We start from the raw sequence: 25,130 nt of genomic DNA, 5'->3' as shown, positions 1-25,130 counted from the left end.
GCGTGCGGTTTTTTCTTTGAATAGGGCAGCGTTTCATCAATAGAAGAAAGGAGAGTCCTGTGTCGCGTAGACGCGTCGTGGTCACCGGTATGGGTATGCTGACGCCTTTGGGCACGGATGTGCCGAGCACCTGGCAAGGCATTCTGGCTGGCCAGAGTGGCATTGGGCCTATCGAACACACGGACCTGTCCCAATACACCACCCGCTTCGGCGGTTCGGTGAAGGGATTCAACGTCGAGGAATACCTGTCGGCCAAAGAGGCCCGCAGACTCGACCTGTTCATCCAGTACGGGCTGGCTGCCAGCTTTCAGGCCGTGCGCAACTCCGGTATCGAGATCGACGACACCAATCGCGAGCGCGTCGGCGTGGCGATGGGATCGGGCATCGGGGGCCTCACCAACATTGAAAACACCAGCCGGCTGATGCATGAGCAGGGTCCTGGCAAGATTTCCCCGTTCTTCGTGCCGGGGTCGATCATCAACATGATTTCCGGGTTCCTGTCGATCCACCTCGGCGCACAGGGTCCCAACTACGCCATCGCCACTGCCTGCACCACGAGCACCCATTGCATCGGCATGGCCGCGCGCAACATCGCGTACGACGAAGCCGACGTGATGATTGCCGGCGGCGCTGAAATGGCCGCCTGCGGCCTGGGTATGGGCGGCTTCGGCGCTTCGCGCGCGCTGTCCACCCGCAACGATGAGCCCGCGCGCGCCAGCCGTCCGTGGGACAAGGGCCGTGACGGCTTTGTGCTGTCCAACGGTGCCGGCGCCATGGTCCTCGAAGAACTCGAGCACGCCAAAGCGCGGGGCGCGACCATTTACGCCGAGCTGATCGGCTTCGGCATGAGTGGCGATGCGTTTCACATGACTTCACCGCCGGATGACGGCGCCGGTGCCGCGCGCTGCATCACCAATGCTCTGCGTGACGCCAAGGTTCATCCGGATGAGGTGCAGTACATCAATGCCCACGGCACCTCGACGCCTGCGGGCGATCTGGCCGAAGTCAGCGCCATCAAGAAGGTGTTTGGCGAACACGCCTACAAACTGGCCGTCAGTTCGACCAAGTCGATGACAGGCCACCTGTTGGGCGCCGCCGGTGCGATCGAAGCGATTTTCAGCGTCCTGGCAATCAGGGATCAGGTTGCACCACCGACAATCAATCTCGATGAGCCGGACGAAGGCTGTGACCTGGACTTCGTTCCCCACGAGCCGCGCAAGATGCCGATCGACGTGGTGATCTCCAACTCCTTCGGTTTTGGTGGCACCAACGGTTCCCTGGTCTTCCGCCGGTACACCGAATGATTGCGAGCTGGATCGATGGCCTTGCTGCTGACTCCGTTGCCGTCAAGGATCGGGGTCTGGCGTACGGCGATGGTCTCTTCGAGACCGTCCTCGTCAAGGCCGGGCAACCAGTGCTCTTCCCCCGTCATCTGCAGCGTCTGACGCTGGGAGCGCAGCGCCTGGCACTTAACGTGGATCTGGCGCTGGTTGAGCAGGAATGCCGCCGATTCGCCGCCCATCTGGGTGAAGGCGTGATGAAGCTCATCGTCACCCGGGGCGATGGTGTGCGTGGTTATGCCCCCGCTTCGGACGCGCTGCCGCGACGCATCCTCCAAGGGGGCCCGCTGCCGGCTTACCCTGAAAGCCATGCAGAGCAGGGCATCAAACTGTTCGCTTGTCAGACCCGCCTCGCCGAGCAGCCGCTGCTGGCCGGGCTCAAGCACCTCAGTCGCCTTGAGCAAGTCCTGGCTCGTGGCGAATGGCAAAGTGCCGAGTACGCCGAAGGGCTGATGCGGGACGTGTCAGGGCGCATCGTCGAAGCGGTGTACAGCAATCTGTTTATGGTCAAGGCCGGGATGTTGCTGACGCCGCACCTGCGCCGCTGCGGCGTGGCCGGTGTGATGCGGGCCGAGATCCTGGCGCTGGCGGAGCGCGAGAACATGCCGGCCCGTGAGCTTGACCTGCAGATGTCCGACCTGCAAAAGGCCGACGAGGTGTTCGTCTGCAACAGCCTGTACGGCATCTGGCCGGTACGCGGCGTCGAGCATCTGAACTGGCCGGTTGGGCCGCTGACCCGTAAACTCCAACACCTTGTTCGCGGGCTTCTGGATATCTGATTCGTGATCCGAAAATTACTCGTCTTGCTGGAAACAGGTGTGGTTCTGGCGGGGCTGTTGCTGGGTGTGGCTTATTGGCAGCAGAGCAGCGCGCTGCAACAGTCCCTCAATCTCACCCAGGAAAAACTGCTGGATGTGCCGGCGGGCTCTTCGCCAACCGGCGTGCTGAATCGGTTGCAGGCCGACGGTGTCATCAAGGATGCGTTCTGGCTGCGTTTGTACTGGCGCTTCAATCTGCAGGGCCAGTCGCTGCACAGCGGCGAATACCGCATGGTGCCGGGCATGAACGCCGAGTCGCTGCTCGATCTCTGGCAAAAAGGTGAAGTGGTGCAGTACAGCGTCACCCTTGTGGAGGGCTGGACATTCCGTCAGGTGCGCGCGGCGCTGGCCAGGCAGGTCAAGCTGGAGCAAACAGCGAGCGAGCTCAGTGACACCGAGTTGATGGCGAAGCTGGGCCATCCGGACGTCTTCCCCGAAGGCCGGTTTTTCCCGGACACTTATCGCTACGTGCGCGGCATGACCGACGTCGAGCTGCTCAAACAAGCCTACAACCGCCTCGATGAAGTGCTCCAGGAAGAGTGGGAGAAACGCGCTGCCGATGTGCCGTATACCGATGCCTACCAGGCGCTGATCATGGCGTCGCTGGTGGAAAAGGAAACCGGCGTGCCTCAGGAGCGCGGCCAGATTGCCGGCGTGTTCGTGCGTCGCTTGCAACAGGGCATGTTGCTGCAGACCGATCCGACCGTCATTTACGGCCTCGGCGACCGGTACAACGGCAAGATCACCCGCGCGTTGCTGAAGGAGCCTACGCCGTACAACACTTACCTCATCTCAGGCTTGCCGCCAACGCCGATTTCCATGGTCGGGCGCGAGGCGATCCATGCGGCGATGCACCCGGTGGCCGGCAACAGCCTGTACTTCGTGGCAAGAGGAGACGGCAGTCACGTATTCTCCGCCGATCTGGATGCGCATAATGCGGCGGTGAAGGAGTTTCAGCTCAAGCGTCGCGCGGATTATCGTTCCAGCCCGGCGCCGGTCGTCGCACCGGCGGCGCCGGCTGATTCCCTCGATAAGCCCGCATCCGAACAGCAGCCCCTGGAATCACAACGTACTGATGCGCAGCCGACAGAGTCCAACGCTGCAGAGACTAAGTCAGTTGAGTCCAAGTCTGTAGAGCCGAGCGCGAGCGAGCACTCGCCGAAACCGCAGACAGACGCTGAAACGCCTTCGGCTCCAGCCAATGACCCCGGCAAATGACAACCGCGAGCACTCTCGCCATGAATCTGACCAAGGACTGCCCGTGACCGGCTTGTTTATTACCCTGGAAGGCCCCGAAGGCGCGGGCAAGAGCACCAACCGCGAGTACCTTGCCGAACGGCTGCGCAATGAGGGCATTGATGTCGTCCTGACCCGTGAGCCCGGTGGTACGCCGTTAGCCGAGCGCATCCGCGAGCTGCTGTTGACGCCCGGTGACGAGCCGATGTTCGTGGATACCGAACTGCTGCTGATGTTCGCCGCCCGCGCGCAACACCTCGCCGCGCTGATTCGCCCGGCGCTGGCGCGAGGGGCCGTGGTGCTTTGCGATAGGTTTACCGATGCCACGTACGCGTATCAAGGAGGCGGCCGAGGCCTGCCCATCGAGCGTATCGCCGTGCTGGAAGATTTCGTCCAGGGTGCGCTGCGTCCGGATCTGACCCTGGTGTTCGATCTGCCCATCGAAATCGGCCTGGCCCGCGCTTCCGCTCGGGGTCAGCTCGACCGTTTCGAGCAAGAGGGCCGAGCATTCTTCGGCGCCGTGCGTAGTACCTACTTGTCCCGCGCGGCCGCCGCCCCCGAGCGTTATCGCCTGGTGGACGCGTCGCTGCCGTTGACTGACGTTCAGGCGTCCCTCGATGTTTTGGTCCCCGACCTGATCGCTCTGCTGGCGGCTCGCCGGCATGGCTGAAGCCTATCCCTGGCAGCACGGCCTGTGGCAGCAACTGGCAGACCGCAAGCAGCATGCTCACGCCTATTTGCTGCACGGCCCGGCCGGTATCGGCAAGCGGGCGCTGGCCGAGCGTTTGATGTACCTGCTGCTGTGCCAGCGCCCGGCAGGCCTGGAGGCCTGCGGCCAATGCAAATCCTGCTCGCTGCTGGCGGCCGGCAGTCACCCTGACCATTACGTGCTGGAGCCTGAAGAAGCCGACAAGGCGATCAAGGTCGATCAAGTGCGCGACCTGGTCAGCTTCGTGGTGCAAACCGCGCAGATGGGCGGGCGCAAGGTGGTGCTGATAGAACCGGTCGAGGCGATGAACATCAACGCCGCCAACGCCCTGCTGAAAAGCCTGGAGGAGCCTTCGGGCAACACCGTCCTGTTGCTGGTCAGCCATCAGCCGAGTCGGCTGCTGCCCACGGTCAAGAGCCGTTGCGTGCAACAGGCGTGTCCTTTGCCCAGCGACGCCATGAGCATCGCCTGGCTGGCCGATGCACTGCCCGATTGCACCGATCAGGAACGCGCCGATCTGCTGACCCTCGCGGCCGGTTCGCCGCTGGTGGCGGTCAAGCTGCAGGCCCAGGGCGTTCATGAGCAACGGGCGCTGGTGGTCGACGGTGTTAAAAAGCTGCTCAAGGGCCAGCAATCGCCGACCCAGCTGGCCGAAGGCTGGAAAGACATCCCGTTGATGCTGCTGTTCGACTGGTTCTGCGACTGGTCAAACCTGATCCTGCGCTATCAATTGACCCAGGATGAAGAAGGCCTGGGCTTGGCCGACATGCGCAAGGTTGTGCAATACCTGGCGCAGAAATCATCCCAGCGCAATGTGCTGGCGATACAGGACTGGGTCCTGCTGCAGCGCCAGAAGGTCATGTCAAAAGCGAACCTCAACCGGGTTTTGTTGCTCGAAGCGTTATTGGTGCAGTGGGCAGGCCTGACCGGACAGGGTTAGACTGGCCATCTGCATGACATCATGCATTGCCTGAGGAAACGAGATGAGCGTGCCACTGAGTCCAGGTCCACGAAACGGCATTCTGTCCCTGACCATCAAGGACAAGTCCGTCCTGTACGCCGCGTACATGCCGTTCATCAAAAACGGCGGCCTGTTCATTCCCACCAGCAAAAGCTACAAGCTGGGCGATGAAGTGTTCATGCTGCTCAACCTGATGGACGAGCCTGAAAAGATTCCGGTCGCGGGCAAGGTCACCTGGATCACCCCGAAGGGTGCTCAGGGAAACCGCGCCGCTGGCGTTGGGGTGCAGTTCAACGATGGCGACAACACCGCGCGCAATATGATTGAAAACTACCTGGCCGGAGCGCTTAAGTCCGACCGTCCTACCCACACGATGTAAGTTGCCCCCGCCGCCATGCTTGTAGATTCCCATTGCCACCTTGACCGCCTCGACCTCAGCGCCCACGACGGCTCCCTCGACAACGCCCTTCAAGCGGCGAGAGAGCGGGGCGTCGGGCACTTCCTGTGCATCGGCGTCAGCGCTGACAACGCCAGCGCCGTAAAAGCGTTGGCCGACCGTTACGACGACGTTGATTGCTCGGTCGGCATTCACCCCCTTGACCTCAAGCCCGGCGAGGCGCCTGCACTGGAGTGGCTGCTCGGCGAGCTGAATCATCCGCGCGTGGTGGCCATCGGCGAAACCGGTCTGGATTATCACTACGAACCTGAGGCTGCCGAGTTGCAACAGGCCTCGTTCCGGCTTCATCTGCAAGCGGCCAACGTGACCGGCAAGCCGGTGATCGTTCATACCCGCGGAGCGCGGGCCGACACCTTGACGCTGTTGCGCGAGGCCGCTTTGCCACAAGCGGGTGTGTTGCATTGCTTCACCGAAGACTGGGACATGGCCAAGGCTGCGCTGGATCTGGGGTTTTATATTTCGCTGTCCGGCATCGTCACCTTCCGCAATGCTGACGCGTTGCGGGACGTCGCCAGTAAAGTGCCCGCCGACCGGCTGCTGGTCGAGACCGACTCGCCGTACCTGGCGCCTATCCCTTATCGGGGCAAGCCGAACCTGCCGCAATACGTGCGTGAAGTGGCCGAGTTTCTGGCGATGTTGCGCGGCGAGACCTACGAGCGTTTTGCCGAGCAGACCAGCGAGAACTTCAAGCGGCTGTTCCCGCTGGCGCGCGTCAAAGGCTGACTCCCCGGTGCATGCGTTGCTTTCCAGCGCTTGCGCCGCGGCAAGCCCGGGCGCTGGTCAAATCGCAGGCAAAAAAAACCCGGGTTCTGGGGGGTGAATCCGGGTTAAGACCATTAGGAGTAAAACAAAGACACGCTGTCCATTGGTGTCCTTACCAACGCTGCACTTGGGGGAGATGCGGCGGTGGCGAATATAAGTATTGGCTATAATCCGCAGGCGTCCAGCCGCCGACTGTACGATTTTTAAACAGTTTTGGAATACCTGAAGGGCTGCTGATACCGCAATTCCGCCGACCCTTCCGGATTCTCGACCATCCAGCCGATCCTGCCAAAAAACGAGACTGCCTCGGCCTCGATCGTTTCCCTTTTGCCTGCCGACAGCGAAATCCGTCAGAAAACGGATATAGGTCGGATGATCCGTGCATTCTGCTACGGGATAGGCATAATGTGCCGCTTCCGATTCCGAACCCACAGTCTCCTCCTATGCAGAAAGAACCTCGTAAAGTCCGTGAGTTTCGCCGCCGTGAGCAGGAGATTCTCGACACCGCACTCAAGCTCTTCCTCGAGCAGGGCGAAGACAGCGTCACCGTCGAGATGATTGCGGATGCCGTGGGTATCGGCAAAGGCACCATCTACAAACACTTCAAATCCAAGGCCGAGATTTATCTGCGCCTGATGCTCGACTACGAGCGTGATTTGAACGAGCTGCTGCATTCGGCGGATGTCGACAAGGATAAGGAAGCGCTGTCCCGGGCGTACTTTGAATTCCGCATGCGCGACCCCCAGCGCTATCGCCTGTTCGACCGGCTTGAAGAGAAGGTGGTCAAGGGCAATCAGGTGCCGGAGCTGGTGGAGGAGCTGCACAAGATCCGCGCTTCGAACTTCGAACACCTGACCTTGCTGATCAAGGGCCGGATTTCCGAAGGCAAGCTGGAAGACGTTCCGCCGTATTTCCATTACTGCGCCGCCTGGGCGCTGGTCCACGGCGCGGTGGCGCTGTACCACTCGCCGTTCTGGAGCAATGTCCTTGAAGATCAGGAAGGGTTCTTCCAGTTCCTGATGGACATCGGCGTGCGCATGGGTAACAAGCGCAAGCGGGATGTCGATCACGGGCTCGAGGCTAAACCAGAGCTTCGATCCGACTCACAGGCCGACTCGGCTGTTGAATAAAGCGCAGCCGCGTTAAGCCCATTCAGCGAGCCAAGCCTTCTCCAAGTCCGACATGGCGCAAAAGCTGCATTAACTGGCCATTCGCCGGTTTTCCGTCGCCGGATTTTGGAGATAACAATGCGTAGCCTGGTTTTACTGCTGGCTCTACTGGCGTTGAGTGGCTGCATGCACGTCAGCGATCTGGCACAAGGCGCTCACGATGAGCTCAGCGACGCCGGGCTGCTGGATCACAGCTCGACCCGTCGGTTGAACAACTTTCGCGTGCAACCTGACTCGTTCATCTATATCGCCCAGGGCGCCTTCGCACCGCCGGGCGGTGCCTACCCGCGTCGCAACGTCGTGGCCGAAGAGGCCTTCAACGGGTTTATCGAATACTTCCCGATGGTCCGCCGTGCTCGCGCCCCGGAAGGTCTGGATGACGCGATGAACGAGGCCCGGGCTGCCGGCGCGCACTACCTGCTGTACGCCCGTTTCGCCAAGGCCGATGACCGCATCGGCACATTCGACGAGTGGTCGGACCAGGAAGCGGTGGACCGTCTGGGCATCGACAACGGCGTTATTCAGCTGATGCTGATCGAAACCAACACCCGCTATCTCATAGATTCGGCACGCATTCACCTGCGTGGTGGTCTGCTGACGTTGTACGACACCAAGCCCGAGGATTTGCTAGGACCCCCGATGGAGGCTTACGCTCGCGGTTTGCTGGGCGTCTCAGCCCGCTGAGGAGTGGCGTATGAGTGGGCAGGACAAAGCCAATGACCTGTTGGCCCAGATTGCGAAAAGCGGCAAGGGCTTGCCGCCCGTGCACCTGTGGAACCCGGATTTCTGCGGTGACATCGACATGCGCATCGCCCGCGATGGCACCTGGTTCTATCTGGGCACCCCCATTGGTCGCAAGCCGATGGTGCGGCTGTTTTCCACCATCATTCGCCGGGACGGCGACGATTACTTTCTGATCACACCGGTTGAGAAGGTCGGCATCAAGGTCGACGACGCGCCTTTTGTGGCGGTGCTGCTGGACGTCGAAGGCAGCGGTGAGTCGCAGTTGCTGCGGTTCACCACCAACGTCGAAGACAGAGTGGAGGCGGGGGCTGAACACCCGCTGCGCATCGACCTTGATCCGCAGACCCAGGAACCGGCGCCCTACGTGCTTGTGCGCAACAACCTCGAAGCCCTGATTCACCGCAACGTCTTCTATCAATTGGTGGACCTTGCTGTCGTGCGTGAAATCGACGAGCAGCGCTGGCTGGGCGTGTGGAGCGGTGGCGAGTTTTTTCCCATCGGCCTTGAGCCCTGATAAGTCTCAGTCCGTTCGGCTATCCGCTTGCGGCCAATTGCCTGACCACCACCGTGCAGTTACAGTGCCGCCCCCTGATTTTTCCCTGAGGTTTTTCCATGAGCCAGTCCTTTGATATCGCCGTGATCGGCGCCACCGGTACTGTCGGCGAAACCATCGTCCAGATTCTTGAGGAGCGCGACTTCCCGGTCGGCGATTTGCACCTGCTCGCCAGTGCCGAATCAGCCGGCAGCTCGGTGCCGTACCGTGGCAAGAATGTCCGGGTGCGCGAAGTCGATGCTTTTGATTTCAACAAGGCCAAAATTGCCTTTTTCGCAGCAGGCGCCGCCGTAACGCGCAGTTATGCCGAGCGCGCCACGGCCGCCGGCTGTGCAGTGATCGACCTGTCCGCTGGGTTGCCCGTCGAGCATGCACCGAATGTGGTGCCCGAGGTCAATGGCGCCCGCCTGGCTGACTTGGCCAAGCCGCAGCAGGTTGCCTGCCCGAGCTCCAGCGCTGCTGCACTCGCGCTGGTGCTGGCGCCGTTGCGCGCACTGCTGGACATCGAGCGGATCACGGTGACAGCGTGCCTGGCGGTGTCGAGCATGGGCCGCGAAGGGGTCACCGAACTGGCCCGGCAAACCGCCGAGCTGCTCAACGTTCGCCCGCTGGAGCCCAAGGTGTTTGACCGGCAGATGGCCTTCAACGTGCTCGCTCAGGTGGGCAAGCCTGACGCCGAGGGTCATGTGCCACTGGAAAAACGTTTGGTCAGCGAGTTGCGCGAGTTGCTCTCGCTGCCTTTAATCAAGGTCGGCGTGAGTTGCATCCAGGTGCCGGTGTTCTTCGGCGACAGCCTGAGCGTGTCATTGCAGACGAGCGGGGCGGTCGACATCAAGGCGGTCAATGCTGCGCTTGAAACTGCAGAAGGCATCGAGCTGGTCGAGGCCGGCGATTACCCGACGCCGGTGGGGGACGCCGTAGGACAGGACGCTGTCTATATAGGACGTTTGCGCAGGGGTGTCGACGACGGTTGTGAACTTAATTTCTGGGTCACGCTGGACAATGTGCGCAAGGGCGCAGCGCTGAACGCTGTGCAGGTGGCTGAGTTGTTGATAAAAGATGTTGCGTAAAAGATACTTGCCGACAATTCGAAGAATCATTCTAGCTGCGGCGTGCTGACACGCCCTACACCCGAGCAGGCATTATCTTCGCGATTGCCGGGGAAATTTCAAACAAGGGATGGGCTATGGTTCAGGTTCGTAAACTCGTTTTAGCAATCGCTGCGGCGTCGGCGCTGTCATCGGGAGTGGCCCAAGCGCTCGGCCTCGGCGGTCTGACCGTGAAGTCGACCCTGAATCAACCGCTGTTGGCCGAAATCGAGCTGACGGAAGTGCAGGACCTTAATGCCTCCCAGGTGGTGCCAAGTCTGGCGACGTCCGCGGAGTTCGCTCAGGCCGGCGTTGGCCGAGTGGCGATTCTGGACGACCTGACCTTTACCCCCGTCGTCAATCCCGGTGGCAAGAGCGTGTTGCGCATCACCTCCACCAAGCCTATCCGCGATCCCTACGTAAAATTCCTCGTTCAAGTGCTCTGGCCCAATGGCCGGGCACTGCGCGAGTACAGCCTGTTGCTGGACCCGCCCAAATTTTCCCCGCAAGCCGCTGCGGCCGCCGCGCAATTGCCTTCAACGGCACCGAGCGCCGCACCCGCCCCTGCGCCCGCCGCCGAAACACCGGCCGCGGCGCCTTCGACTCCTGCTCCAGCGCCGGCCCCGGAACCCAAGTTCACCCAATACACCACCGCCAATAACGATACGCTCTGGGAAATCGCCGAGCGCGTGAAAAATGGCGGAACTGTGCAGCAGACCATGCTGGCCATTCAGGCGTTGAACCCTGATGCCTTTATTGCCGGCAACATCAACCGCCTGAAGAAAGGTCAGGTGTTGCGTCTGCCGTCGCCGCAGGAATCAACAGCGCTGGCGCAGCCTCGTGCAGTGGCTGAAGTGGCCGAGCAGAATCGTGCCTGGCGCGAAGGCCGGCGCATGCCCAGCGGCGCGCGTCAGGTCGATGCGACCCGCCGCGACCGCGCTGGCGCTGCGCCGTCGCAAATCGACGCTAAAGACAACCTCAGCCTCGTTTCTGCCAATAAGGCGGGTGCGAAAGGCAAGGCGGGCGACAATGCCGATATCAGCAACCAGCTGGCGACTACCCAGGAAAGCCTGGACACCACGCGTCGGGACAATGCCGAGCTGAAAAGCCGTATGACCGATCTGCAGAGCCAGGTCGACAAACTGCAGCGGCTGATTCAACTGAAGAATGATCAGCTGGCGAAGATGCAGGCGTCAGGCGCGACGGTTCCACCGCCTGTCGATGCTGCAAATCCTGCCAATCCTGCCGTCAGCCCTAACAGCGTCACCAACCCCAATAATGCTGCCAACTCGGCGATGCAGGCACAGGTCGTGCCGAACGCCGCGGCGCCTGATGTTGCCGGCAAGGCACCCGACGAAATCGCCCCCGAGGATGCGTTGCCGGTTGACGGCGCGACGGTCACCAGCGCAACGCCTGATCAAGCGCTGATCGTACCCACCGAGCCGGTGGTCGATGAAGACAACCGCAGCGCCCTCGACAAGATCCTCTCCAGCCCGATGCTCATGGGCCTGATTGGTGGCGGCGCGCTGTTGGTGTTGCTGCTGCTCCTATTGCTGCTGGCTCGCCGACGCAATGCGCTGATCGAGGCCGAGCGCCATCGCCAGATGGCCCGCGCTTTGTCGGAAGAATCGGACTTCGCGTCCGATTTGGACATGTCTCCCAGCAGCTTCGAAGGCCTGGAGGCGCCGGCGCCCCACGCAAAGACGCCGCCGGCGCCGACCGTCGCCGAGCCGGTCCGCGAACATCCGGCTGACGCGCTCGTTCAGGCTGAAATTCACATCGCATACGGCCGTACCAATCAGGCGGTCGCCGTTCTGGAAGACGCCATCAAGCATGAGCCGCAGCGCAGTGACTTGCGCCTCAAGCTGATGGAAGTCTATGCCGAGCAGGACAACCAATCCGGATTTGTCGCGCAGGAACGGCAGCTGATCGCCACGGGAAAGAACCACGCTGAAGTCGAAGAGCTGAAATCCCGCTATCCGTCCATGGCCGCGGCGGCAGCAGGGGTGGCAGCAGCAGCGGCTTTGGCAGCGGAAATGGACGCAAAGTACGTTGAAGAGCTGCTCCATGACGAACCTGAAGTCGCCGTGCAGCCTGCTCCGGCTGCAGAAACGGTCACCGAAGTGCCACTGGACGACGAGTTCGATAACGACTTTGACCTGAGCCTTGATGATCTGGACAGCGAATCGCCTGCCGCTGCGCCGAATCACGCTGCGGCACAGGACAACGCTGCTCTGGACGATCTGGACCTGGACGCGCCGTTTGCCGGATCGGCATCCGATGACCTGGACTTCGACGCGATTCTGCGCGAGCAGCAGGCGACCTCCGTTGCCGCTCAGCCTGAGCTGGACGATTTCGACCTCAATCTGGCGGAAGATCAGCCTGCGTTGAAAGCCGAAGACGACTACTTGCTGGGGATGGAGGACGATCTGCGTGATCTGCCGCCGTTCGAACAGCCTGCATCGCTGGGCGCGTCCAAGCCTGCGATGGAAGACGACATCGAATTGCCAGCCGATTTCGACCTCTCCCTGGCTGACGAGATGGAAACCGAGCAGGCGTCGGAAGCCTTTGCGTCCGAGATCGACGACGTCAACGCTGAGCTGGACCGTCTTTCCCAGAGTCTGGAGCAGCCGCCGATCGCCAGGCCGTTCGACACGGCGTTGGACAAGCCGGTGGAAGCGTCACCTCGTTTTACGGAAGACGACGCGCTGCTGGCGGACGATGAACCGGAATTTGACTTCCTGTCCGGTACCGATGAAGCGGCTACCAAGCTGGACCTGGCCCGCGCCTACATCGAGATGGGCGACGCCGACGGCGCTCGCGATATCCTCGATGAGGTGGTGGCTGAAGGTGATGACGGCCAGAAAACCGAAGCGCGGAACATGCTGTCGCGCCTCGTCTGACCCTAATCGACGTTGCAATAAACGACCGCTTCGGCGGTCGTTTGCGTTTCCGGGCCGGGCCTTTCGGTTCACCCTGGCTTCCGAGATAAACCGTTTGCCCCTGCCGATGGCGTCTTTTCTTTCGATCCGTATAATGGCCGCCCTTGCGCACATCGACAGGCTTTAAGCTCTTGGCAACTACAGACACCGAGGCAGAAACAGCGGCAGCCGAGCTGGCCGCCGAAGGTTTTTCCAGAATCGCGCTGGGCGTGGAATACAAAGGCTCGCGTTACAGCGGCTGGCAGCGGCAGTTGACCGGCGTGCTGACCGTCCAGGAAACACTGGAAAACGCCCTGTCGAAAGTGGCTGATTCACCGGTGTCGCTGATGTGCGCCGGGCGCACCGATGCGGGCGTGCACGCGTGCGGTCAGGTGGTGCACTTCGACACCCGGGCCGAGCGCAGCATGAAAGCCTGGACCATGGGCGCCAATATCAATTTGCCCCATGACATCAGCGTGACCTGGGCCAAGGTCATGCCCGCCCATTTTCACGCGCGTTTCAAGGCGATCGCCCGTCGCTACCGCTACGTGATCTACAACGATCAGATCCGCCCGGCACACCTGGGCCAGGAAATCACCTGGAATCACCGCCCGCTGGATGCGGAGAGAATGGCGCTGGCCGCCGAATACCTGGTCGGTACCCACGATTTCAGTGCATTCCGTGCCGGGCAATGCCAGGCCAAGTCGCCGATCAAGCAGCTTCACCACCTGCGCGTCACCCGCCACGGCAAGATGATCGTCATCGATGTCCGCGCCAATGCCTTCCTGCATCACATGGTGCGTAACATTGCTGGCGTGCTGATGACCATCGGGGCAGGGGAGCGGCCGATCGAGTGGGCGAAGGAAGTGCTCGAAAGCCGGGTACGGCGCACCGGCGGGGTGACGGCTCATCCTTTCGGCCTGTATCTGGTTCAGGTGGAATACCGCGACGAGTTCCCATTACCGGATCGCTACATCGGCCCGCATTTTCTCACCGGCTTCTCGGAACTGGACGGCTGACGCAGGTGACTGCATTTGCTACCATCCGTGACTTTCGCAAGGCTTGAGGTCTCCACTACATGTCAGCCGTTCGCAGCAAGATCTGCGGGATTACCTGCATAGAGGATGCATTGGCCGCGGTTGACGCGGGAGCCGACGCCATCGGGCTGGTGTTTTATCCCAAGAGCCCGCGCTTCGTCACTGTTGAGCAGGCTCAGGCAATCGTTGCTGCGCTGCCGCCTTTTGTCAGCACCGTCGGCCTGTTTGTGAACGCCGAGCGCGCCGACCTGCAGGCGCTGCTCGACGTTGTTCCCCTCGACCTCATTCAGTTTCACGGCGATGAGAGTCCCGAGCAGTGCGAAGGCTATAACCGCCCGTACATCAAGGCGCTGCGCGTCCAGGCCGGCGACGACATCGCCGCCAGCTGCGATGCCTACGCTAACGCTTGCGGCATCCTGCTCGACACTTACGTCGCAGGCATTCCCGGCGGTACGGGCGAAACCTTCGACTGGGCGCTGATTCCGAAACATCTGAGCAAGCCGCTGATTGTCGCCGGCGGCCTGACCTCGGCCAACGTCTCCCAGGCGATCGCCCAGGTGCATCCCTACGCGGTTGACGTGAGCGGCGGGGTGGAGAAATCCAAAGGCTTGAAGGATCACGACAAGATCCGCGCGTTCATGAGTGCAGTGCACGGCGCCTAGGGCGTTTGTCCGGCAACATCGGCTGTGATGTGACGGCGGACCCGCGTTCGCCGTCCACTAGCCTGCCATCCGCTGATGCGTGTGGCCGAATTGGTTGAGCGAAGACGTCTTGCGTCTCGTGATGAAGTTGAGCGTGGTGTTCGTGAGTGTTGTCCCGGCAGGTCAGGCCTCGCGCCGATCGTCGTACGACATTTCGCGGCACCGTACATGACATTGATTTAAGGGCATGCGCATGGCACCAAATGCCATCGCGTTCGAGCCATCGGTACTGGAGAAAGAAAGCATGAGCAACTGGTTGGTAGACAAACTGATCCCTTCGATCATGCGTTCCGAGGTCAAGAAGAGCTCGGTGCCCGAAGGTCTGTGGCACAAATGCCCCTCCTGCGAAGCGGTGCTGTATCGCCCCGAGCTGGAAAAGACCCTGGACGTCTGCCCGAAGTGCAACCACCACATGCGCATCGGCGCCCGTGCCCGTCTGAATATCTTCCTGGACGCCGATGGCCGCCAGGAGATCGGCGTTGATCTGGAGCCGGTAGACCGTCTGAAATTCCGCGACGGCAAGAAGTACAAGGACCGCCTGGTCGCCGCTCAGAAGCAGACCGGTGAGAAGGACGCGCTAATTTCCATGAGCGGTACCCTGCTGGGCATGCCGGTGGTGTGCAGCGCATTCGAGTTCTCCTTCATGGGCGGCTCGATGGGTGCAGTGGTGGGTGAGCGGTTCGTCCAAGCCGCCAACTACGCACTGGAAAACCGCTGCCCGATGATCTGCTTCGCGGCATCCGGCGGTGCGCGTATGCAGGAAGCCCTGATCTCGCTGATGCAGATGGCCAAGACCTCGGCCGTCCTGGCGCGTCTTCGTGAAGAAGGCTTGCCGTTCATCTCCGTATTGACCGACCCGGTCTACGGTGGTGTTTCCGCCAGTCTGGCGATGCTGGGCGATATCATTGTTGCCGAGCCTAAAGCACTGATCGGCTTCGCCGGCCCTCGCGTGATCGAGCAAACCGTGCGCGAGAAGCTGCCGGAAGGCTTCCAGCGCAGCGAATTCCTGCTCGACCACGGCGCGATCGACATGATCATCCACCGTCAGGAACTGCGTCAGCGTCTGGGCAACGTGCTGGCACAGATGATGGGGCTGCCGACGCCGAAATTCGTGGCGCCGACACTTGAGCCGATCGTTGTGCCGCCTGCTCCGGCGAACATATGACCGCACGCTCTTTGAGCGACTGGCTCAGTTACCTGGAACAGCTGCACCCGTCGGCCATCGACATGGGGTTGGAGCGTTCGCAGCAGGTGGCCACGCAGATGGGCCTGAACCGGCCGGCGCCCAGAGTGATCACGGTCACCGGGACCAACGGCAAAGGCTCGACCTGCGCATTCGTTGCTTCCTTGTTGCAGGCCCAGGGGCTGAAGGTGGGTGTTTACAGCTCGCCGCACTTGCTGCGCTACAACGAGCGTGTCCAGGTGCAGGGCGTTGAAGCCACCGACGCCGAGCTGTGCGCGGCGTTCGAGGTAGTGGAGCGCGGCCGCGGCGACATTTCCCTGACCTATTTTGAAATGGGCACGCTGGCAGCGTTCTGGCTGTTCGCGCAGGCCGGGCTGGACGCAGTGGTGCTGGAAGTGGGCCTGGGCGGGCGGCTCGATACGGTCAACCTGATCGACGCCGACATGGCGCTGGTCACCAGCATTGGCGTTGATCACGCGGAATTCCTCGGCAATACCCGTGAGAGCGTGGCGTTCGAGAAGGCCGGGATATTCCGTGAAGGGAAGCCCGCGCTGTGCGGCGATCTTGATCCACCGCAGCCATTGCTCGACAAGGCGCGTGCACTGCATTGCCCGCTGTCGCTGCGCGGCCGCGATTTCGATCTGCAGATCAACGCCACGGGGTGGGACTGGTCTGGCACCGACGCGACCGGTCGGAAGGTCGAACTGCACGCGCTGCCGTTACTCGACCTGCCCATGCAGAACGCTGCTTTGGCGCTGCAGGCCTACCTGCTGCTGGATCTGCCGTGGAATGAGGCGAGCCTTCGCGATGCGCTCGTCAAGACGCGCGTCACCGGTCGCCTTGACCGTCGCAGCATCGACTGGCAGGGCAAATCGCTGAGCCTTCTGCTGGATGTTGGTCATAACCCCCATGCGGCGACGTTTCTCGCCCAGCGCTTGAATCAGCGACCGGTGGCGGGCCGGCGTCTGGCGGTGTTCGGACTGCTCAGCGACAAGGATCTGCAAGGCATCTTGGCGGAGTTGGGCGAAACGTTCAGCAGTTGGGCCGTCGCACCGCTGCCAACGCCCCGCAGCCGTCCGGCGCAAGAGATCGAACAGGCGTTGCAGAACCTTGGCGCTCGCGTGACGTCTCACCCGAGTATCGCGCTGGCACTGGAAGCTCAGTGCGCCCACGCGACAGCCGACGACGAGATTGTTCTGTTCGGGTCTTTTTACTGCGTAGCCGAGGCCCTGGAATGGCTTGCTGGCGCGTCACGGAGGAAGTGACACATGGCTTTGCTGGATAAAGCGTACAAGCAGCGCATGGTGGGAGCGTTGGTGCTGATTGCCATCGCGGTGATTTTTCTGCCGATGCTGTTTTCGCGTCAGGATGAAGCCCGCCGTGTGCAGGTCGAAGCGCCTGCCGCGCCGCAAGCGCCGGCCACTTCGCAGATCAAGGTAGAACCCGTCAGCGTGCCTGAACAGCAGCCATTGCCCCAGGAACCGGTGCCGACCGATGACGAGCTGACGCAACCTGCTCAGCCTGTGCATCCTGCCCAGCCTGTTCAGCAGCGCACCAGTCAACAGCCGCCGTCCATGCCCATTGCTCCTGCGCCTTCCAAGCCTGTGGCTGCTGCGCCCAAACCCGCCCAGACAGCGCCTGTGAAGCCAGCTCCGGCACCGACACCTGCACCCGCTCAAGCGCCAGCGCCAGTCGCGTCAGCCGCTGACACCAGCCGGGTCGATGCCAATGGTCTGTCGGTCACGTGGGCGGTGCAGCTGGCGAGCCTGTCCAATCGCGCCAATGCCGACACACTGCAGAAGACGTTGCGCACTCAGGGCTACAACGCTTACATCCGTACCTCCGATGGCGTGAACCGCGTCTTTGTTGGCCCGGTGATCGAGCGTGTCGAGGCCGATCGCTTGCGTGACACGCTGGAAAAACAGCAGAAGATCAAAGGCATCGTCGTGCGTTTTCAGCCGGAGCGTAAGTAAGCGTCCCCGGCCGACGCCTTCCCTTAGTAGGACCGGCTTCAGCCGGGAAGGGGCCGGATCAGCCACCCTCGATTTCGCGCTGTGGCAACTGCCGCCTTCCCGGCTAAAGCCGGTCCTACCAGGGAAGGGGCCGGATCTGACACTGTCGGTCTCGGGTCTGACCCCAGCCGACCTCCAACAAAGTCCAAGAGTTCGCCTTAATTGCCCTTCATCCGCAATCGCTGCTTACCGGCAGGCGAGTGCTCTGCTAAAATCCGCCGCCTTATCAGTCTGTAGGCTGCGACGTGTCATTTACTCCGGTTGACTGGGCGATCATTGCAATTGTCGCCATCTCCGCTTTGATCAGTCTCAAGCGCGGCTTCGTCAAAGAAGCATTGTCCTTGCTGACGTGGATCATCGCAGGTGCCGTCGCCTGGATGTTTGGCGGATCGCTGGCCCAGTATCTGGTCAACTACATCGAAGCACCTTCGGCGCGCGTGATTGCGGGCTGCACCATTCTTTTCGTCGCCACCCTGCTGGTCGGCGCCATGGTCAACTTTCTGATTGGAGAACTGATACGCGTCACCGGGCTGTCCGGGACCGATCGTTTTCTGGGTATGGTCTTCGGCGCGGCGCGCGGAGCCTTGCTGGTTGTCGTCGCGGTCGGGCTGTTGAGCCTGGGCCCGGTGCAACAGGATCAATGGTGGCAGCAGTCGAGGCTGCTCCCGCAATTTGTCATGGTCGCTGACTGGTCGAAAAACCTGATTCTCGGGATGTCCAGCAAGTGGCTAGCCAGCGGAGTCAGCGTACCTGTTGACATCCCGTTCAAGGATCACCTCCTGCCGCCTACAACGCCGCCGGAAGTGTTCGGTAAATCCAGTTCCACTAAGTAGGGGTTGTGTCGCATGTGTGGCATCGTCGGTATCGTCGGCAAGTCGAACGTCAATCAGGCGCTTTATGACGCGCTCACCGTCCTCCAGCACCGCGGCCAGGACGCTGCCGGTATCGTGACCAGCCATGACGGCAAGTTGTTCCTGCGCAAGGACAACGGTCTGGTTCGTGATGTGTTCCACCAGCGCCATATGCAAAGGCTGGTCGGGCACATGGGCATTGGGCACGTACGTTATCCAACGGCGGGAAGCTCGACGTCAGCCGAGGCCCAGCCGTTCTATGTCAACTCGCCTTACGGCATCACCCTGGCGCACAACGGCAACCTGACCAACGTCGAGCAACTGGCGAAGGAAATCTTCGAGTCGGACCTGCGTCACGTCAACACCAACTCCGACTCCGAAGTGCTGCTCAACGTGTTCGCCCACGAGCTGGCGGTGCGCGGCAAGCTGCAGCCGACCGAAGAAGATATCTTCGCGGCCGTCGCCGACGTGCATAAGCGCTGCCGTGGCGGTTACGCGGTCGTGGCGATGATTACCGGTTACGGCATCGTCGGTTTCCGCGATCCGGACGCCATCCGCCCAATCGTTTTCGGTCAGCGTCACACTGACGAAGGCGTCGAGTACATGATCGCCTCCGAAAGCGTTTCGCTGGACGTGCTCGGCTTCACGTTGATTCGTGACCTGGCACCGGGCGAAGCGGTGTACATCACCGAAGACGGCAAGCTGCACACCCGTCAGTGCGCCACCGATCCCAAATACGCCCCGTGCATCTTCGAGCACGTCTACCTGGCGCGTCCGGATTCGATCATCGACGGCATCTCGGTCTACAAGGCGCGTCTGCGCATGGGCGAAAAGCTCGCCGACAAGATCCTGCGCGAGCGTCCTGATCATGACATCGACGTGGTCATCCCGATTCCGGACACCAGTCGCACGGCCGCGCTGGAACTGGCGAACCACCTCGGCGTGAAATTCCGCGAAGGCTTCGTCAAGAACCGCTACATCGGCCGCACCTTCATCATGCCGGGCCAGGCCGCGCGGAAAAAATCCGTGCGCCAGAAGCTCAATGCGATCGAGCTGGAATTCCGTGGCAAGAACGTGATGCTGGTGGACGACTCTATCGTTCGCGGCACGACGTGCAAGCAGATCATCCAGATGGCCCGTGAAGCCGGCGCCAAGAACGTCTATTTCTGTTCTGCGGCCCCGGCCGTGCGCTTCCCCAACGTCTACGGCATCGACATGCCGAGTGCCCATGAGCTGATCGCTCACAACCGTTCCACCCAGGACGTGGCCGACCTCATCGGTGCCGACTGGCTGGTCTATCAGGATCTGAATGACCTGATCGAGGCGGTGAGTGGCAGCAAAAAGATCAAGATCGACAATTTTGACTGTTCGGTCTTCGACGGCAAGTACGTGACCGGTGACATCGACGAGCATTATCTGAACAGGATCGAGCAGGCGCGCAACGACGCCTCCAAGGTCAAGACTCAGGCGGTGAGCGCGATCATCGATCTGTACAACAACTAATCCAGACAAGGAGCAGGCGGCATGACTCAGGAATGGGATGCCGGTCGACTGGACAGCGATCTCGAGGGTGTCGGTTTTGACACCCTCGCGGTTCGTGCCGGTCAGCACCGCACGCCGGAACGCGAACACAGCGATCCACTGTTTTTCACGTCCAGCTACGTGTTCCGCACGGCAGCCGAGGCAGCCGCGACCTTCGCCGGAGAGATCCCCGGCAACGTCTACTCGCGTTACACCAACCCGACCGTGGCTTCGTTCGAAGAACGCATGGCTGCGCTGGAAGGCGGCGAGCAGGCGGTGGCAACCTCCACCGGGATGTCAGCCATCCTCGCCACGGTGATGAGCTTCTGCAGCGCTGGCGACCATGTGCTGGTGTCGAAGAGCGTCTTCGGTTCGACCATCAGCCTGTTCGAAAAGTACTTCAAGCGCTTCGGGGTCGATGTCGATTACGTCCCCCTCGCAGAACTGTCTGGCTGGGACGCGGCGATCAAGCCGAATACCAAAATGCTGTTCGTCGAATCACCGTCCAACCCGTTGGCGGAGCTGGTCGACATCAATGCACTGGCGGAAATTGCCCACGCCAAGGGCGCGCTGCTGGTGGTCGATAACTGCTTCTGCACACCGGCGCTGCAGCAACCGCTGCGCATGGGCGCGGACGTGGTCGTGCATTCGGCGACCAAGTTCATCGACGGACAAGGCCGCGCCATGGGCGGGGTGGTGGTCGGTCGCAGCGAACTGATGAAAGAAGTCGTGGGCTTCCTGCGCACTGCAGGGCCAAGTCTGAGCCCGTTCAACGCCTGGCTGTTCCTCAAGGGGCTCGAAACCCTGAACATCCGCATGCGTGCCCATTGCCAGAGCGCCCTGGAACTGGCGCAGTGGCTCGAGCAGCAGGAGGGCATCGAGAAGGTGCATTACTCCGGTCTCGAGAGTCACCCGCAGCACGCGTTGGCCAAACGTCAGCAGAAGGCGTTTGGCGCGGTGGTGAGCTTTGAGGTGAAGGGCGGCAAGGACGGCGCATGGCGCTTCATCGATGCCACGCGGTTGATCTCGATCACCGCGAACCTGGGTGACACCAAGACCACCATCACCCATCCGAGCACCACTTCCCACGGTCGGCTGTCGCCGCAGGAGCGTGAGGCCGCCGGCATACGTGACAGCCTGATCCGCGTCGCCGTAGGGCTGGAAGACGTCGCTGACCTGCAGGCGGATCTCGTGCGTGGTCTGGCTGCGTTGTAAGCAGGGTGTCTGAACACGAAAGCGAGCCTCAGGGCTCGCTTTTTTGTTCCTGATGTGCAGCTTCGTGCCTCTCGGGAAAAATGGCTCTTTTGAAAAAAACTTCAAGCGGGCTATTGACTTAGGTTCGCCATCTGCGTAAATTTCGCGGCCTCAGCGAAGCAAGGGTGATTAGCTCAGCCGGGAGAGCATCTGCCTTACAAGCAGAGGGTCGGCGGTTCGATCCCGTCATCACCCACCATCGTTGAGTGTTTCACAGCAGCATCAGACGCTGAAGGATACTGAGATTCAGCAGGACGAAAGTCCACGCAATGCGCAGCGGTAGTTCAGTCGGTTAGAATACCGGCCTGTCACGCCGGGGGTCGCGGGTTCGAGTCCCGTCCGCTGCGCCATATTTTCCAAATCGGGTTTTCCCGGTTTGAGATTGAAAGCCAAGGTTTTCGGTCAGTGTTTTACGAAGCAGGCCCAAGGGTCGGTTTCAACAGCGTTAAGCAGATGAAAGTCTGTGCGACAAGCAGCGGTAGTTCAGTCGGTTAGAATACCGGCCTGTCACGCCGGGGGTCGCGGGTTCGAGTCCCGTCCGCTGCGCCATACATAGCTTCGGGGCCCTTGAACGCCCTGAAGCAACACAGAAAGCGATCCCAGGATCGCTTTTTTTGTGCCTGCGATTTGGCGAAAGCGTCGGCTGTCGCGCTTGATGCTGCAGAGCTGGGCGATAAATGCCATGATCGCCGGCTGTTAACACGGCGCTGAGCGGTGCCTGATTTCGAATTTGGAGAGCTGGACCATGGGCATGAACCAAACCATCACTGTCATCCCGCCGGGCGTACCGCTGACGGGCCATGTGTCGCCGCCCGGCTCGAAGTCCATCACCAACCGCGCGCTGCTCCTGGCTGCCCTCGCCAAGGGAACCAGCCACTTGCGCGGCGCATTGAAAAGCGATGACACGCGCCACATGTCCAATGCCCTGAGGCAGATGGGCGTGACCATCGACGAGCCGGACGACACGAGCTTCGTCGTCACCAGCAGCGGGCGTCTCGAGGCGCCGCAAGACCCGCTGTTCCTCGGTAACGCCGGAACAGCGGTGCGGTTCCTGACAGCGGCGGTCTGCACGGTGGATGGCAGCGTCACGCTGGACGGCGATCACTACATGCAGAAGCGCCCGATTGGCCCATTGCTGGACGCTCTGCGCAAAGGCGGCCTGAACGCAGAGAGCGCCACCGGTTGCCCGCCCGTCATGGTGCGCGGGACGGGTTCGATCACGGCCACGCGCTTCGAAATCGACGGCGGACTGTCGAGTCAGTACGTCTCCGCACTGTTGATGGTTGCAGCCTGTGGCGATGCGCCGATTGAAGTGGCGCTGACCGGCAAGGAGATCGGCGCCCGCGGTTACATCGACCTGACCATCGCCTGCATGCGTGCGTTCGGCGCTGAGGTCGAGGTGCTGGATGACGCGTTGTGGCGCGTTGCGCCGACGGGTTACACCGCCTGCGACTACCAGATCGAGCCCGACGCCTCGGCCGCAACCTATTTGTGGGCTGCCGAAGCGCTGACCGGCGGCAAGATCGACCTCGGTGTGGCGGGGGAGGCGTTCACTCAGCCAGACGCCAAGGCCATGGAAGTGATCGCGCAGTTTCCCAAGATGCCTGCGGTCATCAATGGCTCACAGATGCAGGACGCGATTCCTACGCTGGCGGTGCTGGCAGCCTTCAACGAGACACCTGTGCGCTTCGTCGACCTGGCCAACCTGCGGGTCAAGGAATGCGATCGCGTTCAGGCGCTGCATGATGGCCTGAATCAAGTCCGGCCCGGGCTGGCCTCGGTAGAAGGGGATGATTTGCTCGTCGCGTCTGATCCGAGCCTGGCGGGCACCAGCAGCAACGCCCTGATCAACACTCACTCCGACCACCGCATTGCCATGTGTTTCGCGCTGGCCGGTCTGAAAGTGGCGGGTGTGCAGATTCAGGATCCGGAGTGCGTCGGCAAAACCTACCCCGGCTACTGGCGTGCGCTGGAATTTCTTGGCGTGAAATTGGTGCACGGCGAGGTCTGAGGCCCAGAGCGTGCCGGGCCTGAAGACCTCGGCTGATCGACGCCAGGCCCGGCATGCCGACTTTTCCGACCTTGTTGCAGTCTGATCAGCGCAACCTTCGCTTCCCTGACAGGCCCACGGATGCAGGCCGCGTGGACAGACACCCTTTCGATGTATCCATACGGTTGCAAACTCTGCGTTGATCCCATGGCAGGCTTGTTGCAGACTTACCGGCGTTTTCTCCGGTCCACGTTCAGTCGACCAATTGCCCCAGGATGTTTGATGCCTAAATTACTGAGCTTTCGTACCGCATGCTGGGTCATTACCCTGCTGGCTGCCGCAGGCTGCTCGTCGAAGAAACCGACGGTCTATGAGCATGAGAATTTCGACGATGCGGGGACATTCTCCCGTAACTACCCGGTCTCGGATGCCGCCACCTGTGAAGCGGCTCGACGGGCACTGCTGAGCCAGGGCTACATCATCACCAGCAGCGATCCTAAAGTGATCAGCGGCCATAAAAGCTTCCAGCAAACCGGCGAAACCCACATGGAGATCAGCTTCAATGTGGTGTGCGCCCCGGACGGCAGCGCTGACAACCGCACGACAATGTTCGCCAACGCGCTACAGGATCGCTATGCGTTGAAGAAGGTCAATAACTCCGCGAGCCTGGGGGTAGGCGTGCTGGGGTCTGTGTCGATGCCGATTGGTTCGACCGACGACTCGATGGTCAAAGTCGCCAGTGAAACCGTGGCGTCGTCCAAGTTCTATGACCGCTTCTTCGCACTGGTGGAAAACTTCCTGCCGCCTGAACTGAAGAAGGCCGCGCACATTGAAGAGAAGCCCAAAACCGACCTTGGCATGCCTGAGCCGGTACCGGGTAAACCGGCGGCCTTGACGGAGCAAAAGCCGGCCGCTGCACCGGCTGCACCTGCGCCAACTACGCCTGCACCCACTACGCCCGTCGCGCCGGCGCCATTGGCGACCCCTGCGACTCAGCCTGCGCCCGCCGCCGAGCAGAGCAGCGAGCCAATGCCTGCGCCTGCCGAACCGGAACCGTTGAAGGCCGAAACAGTGACGCCTGCCGAGGCTGCACCTGCTGCGCCCGCTACGCCGCCTGCGCCGGAAACGACCACCGAGCCGAGCCCTGCGCCAGCGGTTGAGTCAACGCCAGCGCAGTGAGCTGTTTGGTAGGTTAACAATTGCTACGGGCAGGAGAGCTTGAGACCGCAACGTCGCTCAGCGGACGCAGCACTTTTGGGAGTGACCGGGGTGGCGCTCCACCTTGTTCCCGAAGGTCTCTCAGCCAACACACAACCTGTGGGAGTGAGCTTGCTCACGAAGGGGTCATTTCAGCCGCTGGAGATTTAGTGGCTGTGCTGGCCTATTCGCGAGCAAGCTCGCTCCCACATTTTGAGCGGTGATCGGCAGACACTCTGCGGCGTCAGCACTATGGCTCACCCCAAAAACAGCTTGTACGCCGGGTTCCTGGTCTCGTCCCAGTACGGATAGCCAATCTCGGCCAACGCCTGCGGCACCAGATGCCGTTCATCCTCCGGCACCACCAATCCGGCCACCACACGCCCGTCTGCCGCGCCATGGTTGCGGTAGTGGAACATCGAAATATTCCACTTCCCGCCCAACTTGTTCAGGAAATTGAACAGCGCACCCGGACGCTCCGGGAATTCAAACCTCAGCACTACCTCATCGCTGACCCGCTCCGAATGCCCACCCACCATGTGCCGCAGGTGCAGCTTGGCCAGTTCGTTGTCGGTCAGGTCGAGCACCGGGAAACCCTGCTCGGTCAAGCTCGCGATCAAAGCCTT

Annotated in this window: 21 protein-coding genes, 3 tRNA genes and 2 pseudogenes; 25 read left to right on the top strand and 1 reads right to left on the bottom strand. The window is 61.5% G+C overall.

What is annotated here, in order from left to right; all coding sequences use genetic code 11:
• Positions 1–59 precede the first annotated feature (59 nt).
• The 25 genes and pseudogenes from fabF to AC0Z8Z_RS17160 all read left to right on the top strand — a co-directional run bounded on the left by fabF (position 60) and on the right by AC0Z8Z_RS17160 (position 24,486).
• Positions 60–1,304, top strand: a complete 1,245-nt coding sequence (fabF, locus tag AC0Z8Z_RS17280; protein ID WP_485619896.1) for a beta-ketoacyl-ACP synthase II — start codon at positions 60–62, stop codon at positions 1,302–1,304.
• Positions 1,304–2,119 carry an aminodeoxychorismate lyase gene (gene pabC / locus AC0Z8Z_RS17275; RefSeq protein ID WP_485620037.1) on the top strand — a complete coding sequence of 272 codons (816 nt, stop codon included), beginning with the start codon at positions 1,304–1,306 and terminating at the stop codon, positions 2,117–2,119. The genes fabF and pabC overlap by 1 nt, the downstream gene beginning before the upstream one ends.
• Before the next feature lie 3 nt (positions 2,120–2,122).
• The gene (gene mltG, locus AC0Z8Z_RS17270) at positions 2,123–3,376 is read left to right on the top strand and encodes an endolytic transglycosylase MltG (protein WP_485619895.1); all 1,254 of its coding nucleotides are present in this window, start codon (positions 2,123–2,125) and stop codon (positions 3,374–3,376) included.
• Between the two features lie 43 nt (positions 3,377–3,419).
• Positions 3,420–4,064 (top strand): dTMP kinase, encoded by a 645-nt coding sequence (gene tmk / locus AC0Z8Z_RS17265; RefSeq protein ID WP_485619894.1) that lies wholly within the window; start codon positions 3,420–3,422, stop codon positions 4,062–4,064.
• Positions 4,057–5,043, top strand: coding sequence for a DNA polymerase III subunit delta' (locus tag AC0Z8Z_RS17260; RefSeq protein ID WP_485619893.1), 987 nt, complete (start codon positions 4,057–4,059; stop codon positions 5,041–5,043). Before tmk ends, AC0Z8Z_RS17260 begins: the two co-directional genes overlap by 8 nt.
• Before the next feature lie 43 nt (positions 5,044–5,086).
• Entirely contained in the window at positions 5,087–5,443 is a 357-nt protein-coding gene (locus AC0Z8Z_RS17255; RefSeq protein ID WP_037011754.1) for a PilZ domain-containing protein, read from the top strand.
• Positions 5,444–5,458: 15 nt separating this feature from the next.
• A complete protein-coding gene (locus AC0Z8Z_RS17250) occupies positions 5,459–6,244 on the top strand; it encodes a TatD family hydrolase (protein WP_485619892.1) in 786 nt (261 codons plus the stop codon).
• A gap of 482 nt (positions 6,245–6,726) precedes the next feature.
• Positions 6,727–7,413: a TetR/AcrR family transcriptional regulator gene (locus tag AC0Z8Z_RS17245; protein ID WP_122623755.1), complete on the top strand. Its 687-nt coding sequence runs from the start codon at positions 6,727–6,729 to the stop codon at positions 7,411–7,413.
• Between the two features lie 117 nt (positions 7,414–7,530).
• Positions 7,531–8,136, top strand: coding sequence for a DUF4823 domain-containing protein (locus tag AC0Z8Z_RS17240; RefSeq protein ID WP_122535542.1), 606 nt, complete (start codon positions 7,531–7,533; stop codon positions 8,134–8,136).
• Between the two features lie 10 nt (positions 8,137–8,146).
• Positions 8,147–8,710, top strand: coding sequence for a DUF1285 domain-containing protein (locus AC0Z8Z_RS17235; protein WP_485619891.1), 564 nt, complete (start codon positions 8,147–8,149; stop codon positions 8,708–8,710).
• A gap of 98 nt (positions 8,711–8,808) precedes the next feature.
• Positions 8,809–9,819, top strand: a complete 1,011-nt coding sequence (locus AC0Z8Z_RS17230) for an aspartate-semialdehyde dehydrogenase (RefSeq protein ID WP_485619890.1) — start codon at positions 8,809–8,811, stop codon at positions 9,817–9,819.
• A gap of 116 nt (positions 9,820–9,935) precedes the next feature.
• Entirely contained in the window at positions 9,936–12,740 is a 2,805-nt protein-coding gene (locus AC0Z8Z_RS17225; protein ID WP_485619889.1) for a FimV/HubP family polar landmark protein, read from the top strand.
• Between the two features lie 212 nt (positions 12,741–12,952).
• Entirely contained in the window at positions 12,953–13,777 is an 825-nt protein-coding gene (gene truA, locus AC0Z8Z_RS17220; protein ID WP_172612940.1) for a tRNA pseudouridine(38-40) synthase TruA, read from the top strand.
• Positions 13,778–13,836: 59 nt separating this feature from the next.
• Positions 13,837–14,457 (top strand): phosphoribosylanthranilate isomerase, encoded by a 621-nt coding sequence (locus AC0Z8Z_RS17215; protein WP_485619888.1) that lies wholly within the window; start codon positions 13,837–13,839, stop codon positions 14,455–14,457.
• Between the two features lie 283 nt (positions 14,458–14,740).
• Positions 14,741–15,661, top strand: coding sequence for an acetyl-CoA carboxylase, carboxyltransferase subunit beta (accD, locus tag AC0Z8Z_RS17210; RefSeq protein ID WP_122535753.1), 921 nt, complete (start codon positions 14,741–14,743; stop codon positions 15,659–15,661).
• Positions 15,658–16,964: pseudogene (gene folC / locus AC0Z8Z_RS17205) on the top strand (bifunctional tetrahydrofolate synthase/dihydrofolate synthase). Before accD ends, folC begins: the two are co-directional and overlap by 4 nt.
• Positions 16,948–17,652 (top strand): SPOR domain-containing protein, encoded by a 705-nt coding sequence (locus AC0Z8Z_RS17200; RefSeq protein ID WP_485619887.1) that lies wholly within the window; start codon positions 16,948–16,950, stop codon positions 17,650–17,652. Before folC ends, AC0Z8Z_RS17200 begins: the two are co-directional and overlap by 17 nt.
• 284 nt (positions 17,653–17,936) lie before the next feature.
• Positions 17,937–18,524, top strand: a complete 588-nt coding sequence (locus tag AC0Z8Z_RS17195) for a CvpA family protein (protein WP_037011737.1) — start codon at positions 17,937–17,939, stop codon at positions 18,522–18,524.
• Positions 18,525–18,536: 12 nt separating this feature from the next.
• The gene (purF, locus tag AC0Z8Z_RS17190) at positions 18,537–20,045 is read left to right on the top strand and encodes an amidophosphoribosyltransferase (RefSeq protein WP_172609169.1); all 1,509 of its coding nucleotides are present in this window, start codon (positions 18,537–18,539) and stop codon (positions 20,043–20,045) included.
• Between the two features lie 21 nt (positions 20,046–20,066).
• Positions 20,067–21,278: an O-succinylhomoserine sulfhydrylase gene (locus AC0Z8Z_RS17185; RefSeq protein ID WP_485619886.1), complete on the top strand. Its 1,212-nt coding sequence runs from the start codon at positions 20,067–20,069 to the stop codon at positions 21,276–21,278.
• 162 nt (positions 21,279–21,440) lie between these two features.
• A tRNA-Val gene (locus AC0Z8Z_RS17180) sits at positions 21,441–21,516 on the top strand.
• Between the two features lie 74 nt (positions 21,517–21,590).
• Positions 21,591–21,667, top strand: a tRNA-Asp gene (locus AC0Z8Z_RS17175).
• A gap of 122 nt (positions 21,668–21,789) precedes the next feature.
• A tRNA-Asp gene (locus AC0Z8Z_RS17170) sits at positions 21,790–21,866 on the top strand.
• Positions 21,867–22,062: 196 nt separating this feature from the next.
• Positions 22,063–23,328 carry a 3-phosphoshikimate 1-carboxyvinyltransferase gene (gene aroA, locus AC0Z8Z_RS17165; protein WP_485619885.1) on the top strand — a complete coding sequence of 422 codons (1,266 nt, stop codon included), beginning with the start codon at positions 22,063–22,065 and terminating at the stop codon, positions 23,326–23,328.
• Positions 23,329–23,589: 261 nt separating this feature from the next.
• Positions 23,590–24,486 carry a DUF2242 domain-containing protein gene (locus tag AC0Z8Z_RS17160; RefSeq protein ID WP_485619884.1) on the top strand — a complete coding sequence of 299 codons (897 nt, stop codon included), beginning with the start codon at positions 23,590–23,592 and terminating at the stop codon, positions 24,484–24,486.
• Positions 24,487–24,761: 275 nt separating this feature from the next.
• Here the strand turns inward: AC0Z8Z_RS17160 and AC0Z8Z_RS17155 are convergent.
• Positions 24,762–25,130, bottom strand: a pseudogene (locus AC0Z8Z_RS17155) (threonine ammonia-lyase, biosynthetic); the annotation flags it as partial.

This window comes from Pseudomonas sp. 1L-C-7-B-C1, assembly GCF_057291635.1.
The sequence above is the reverse complement of the archived record's forward strand: the minus strand, read 5'-3'. Positions and strand labels throughout refer to the sequence as shown.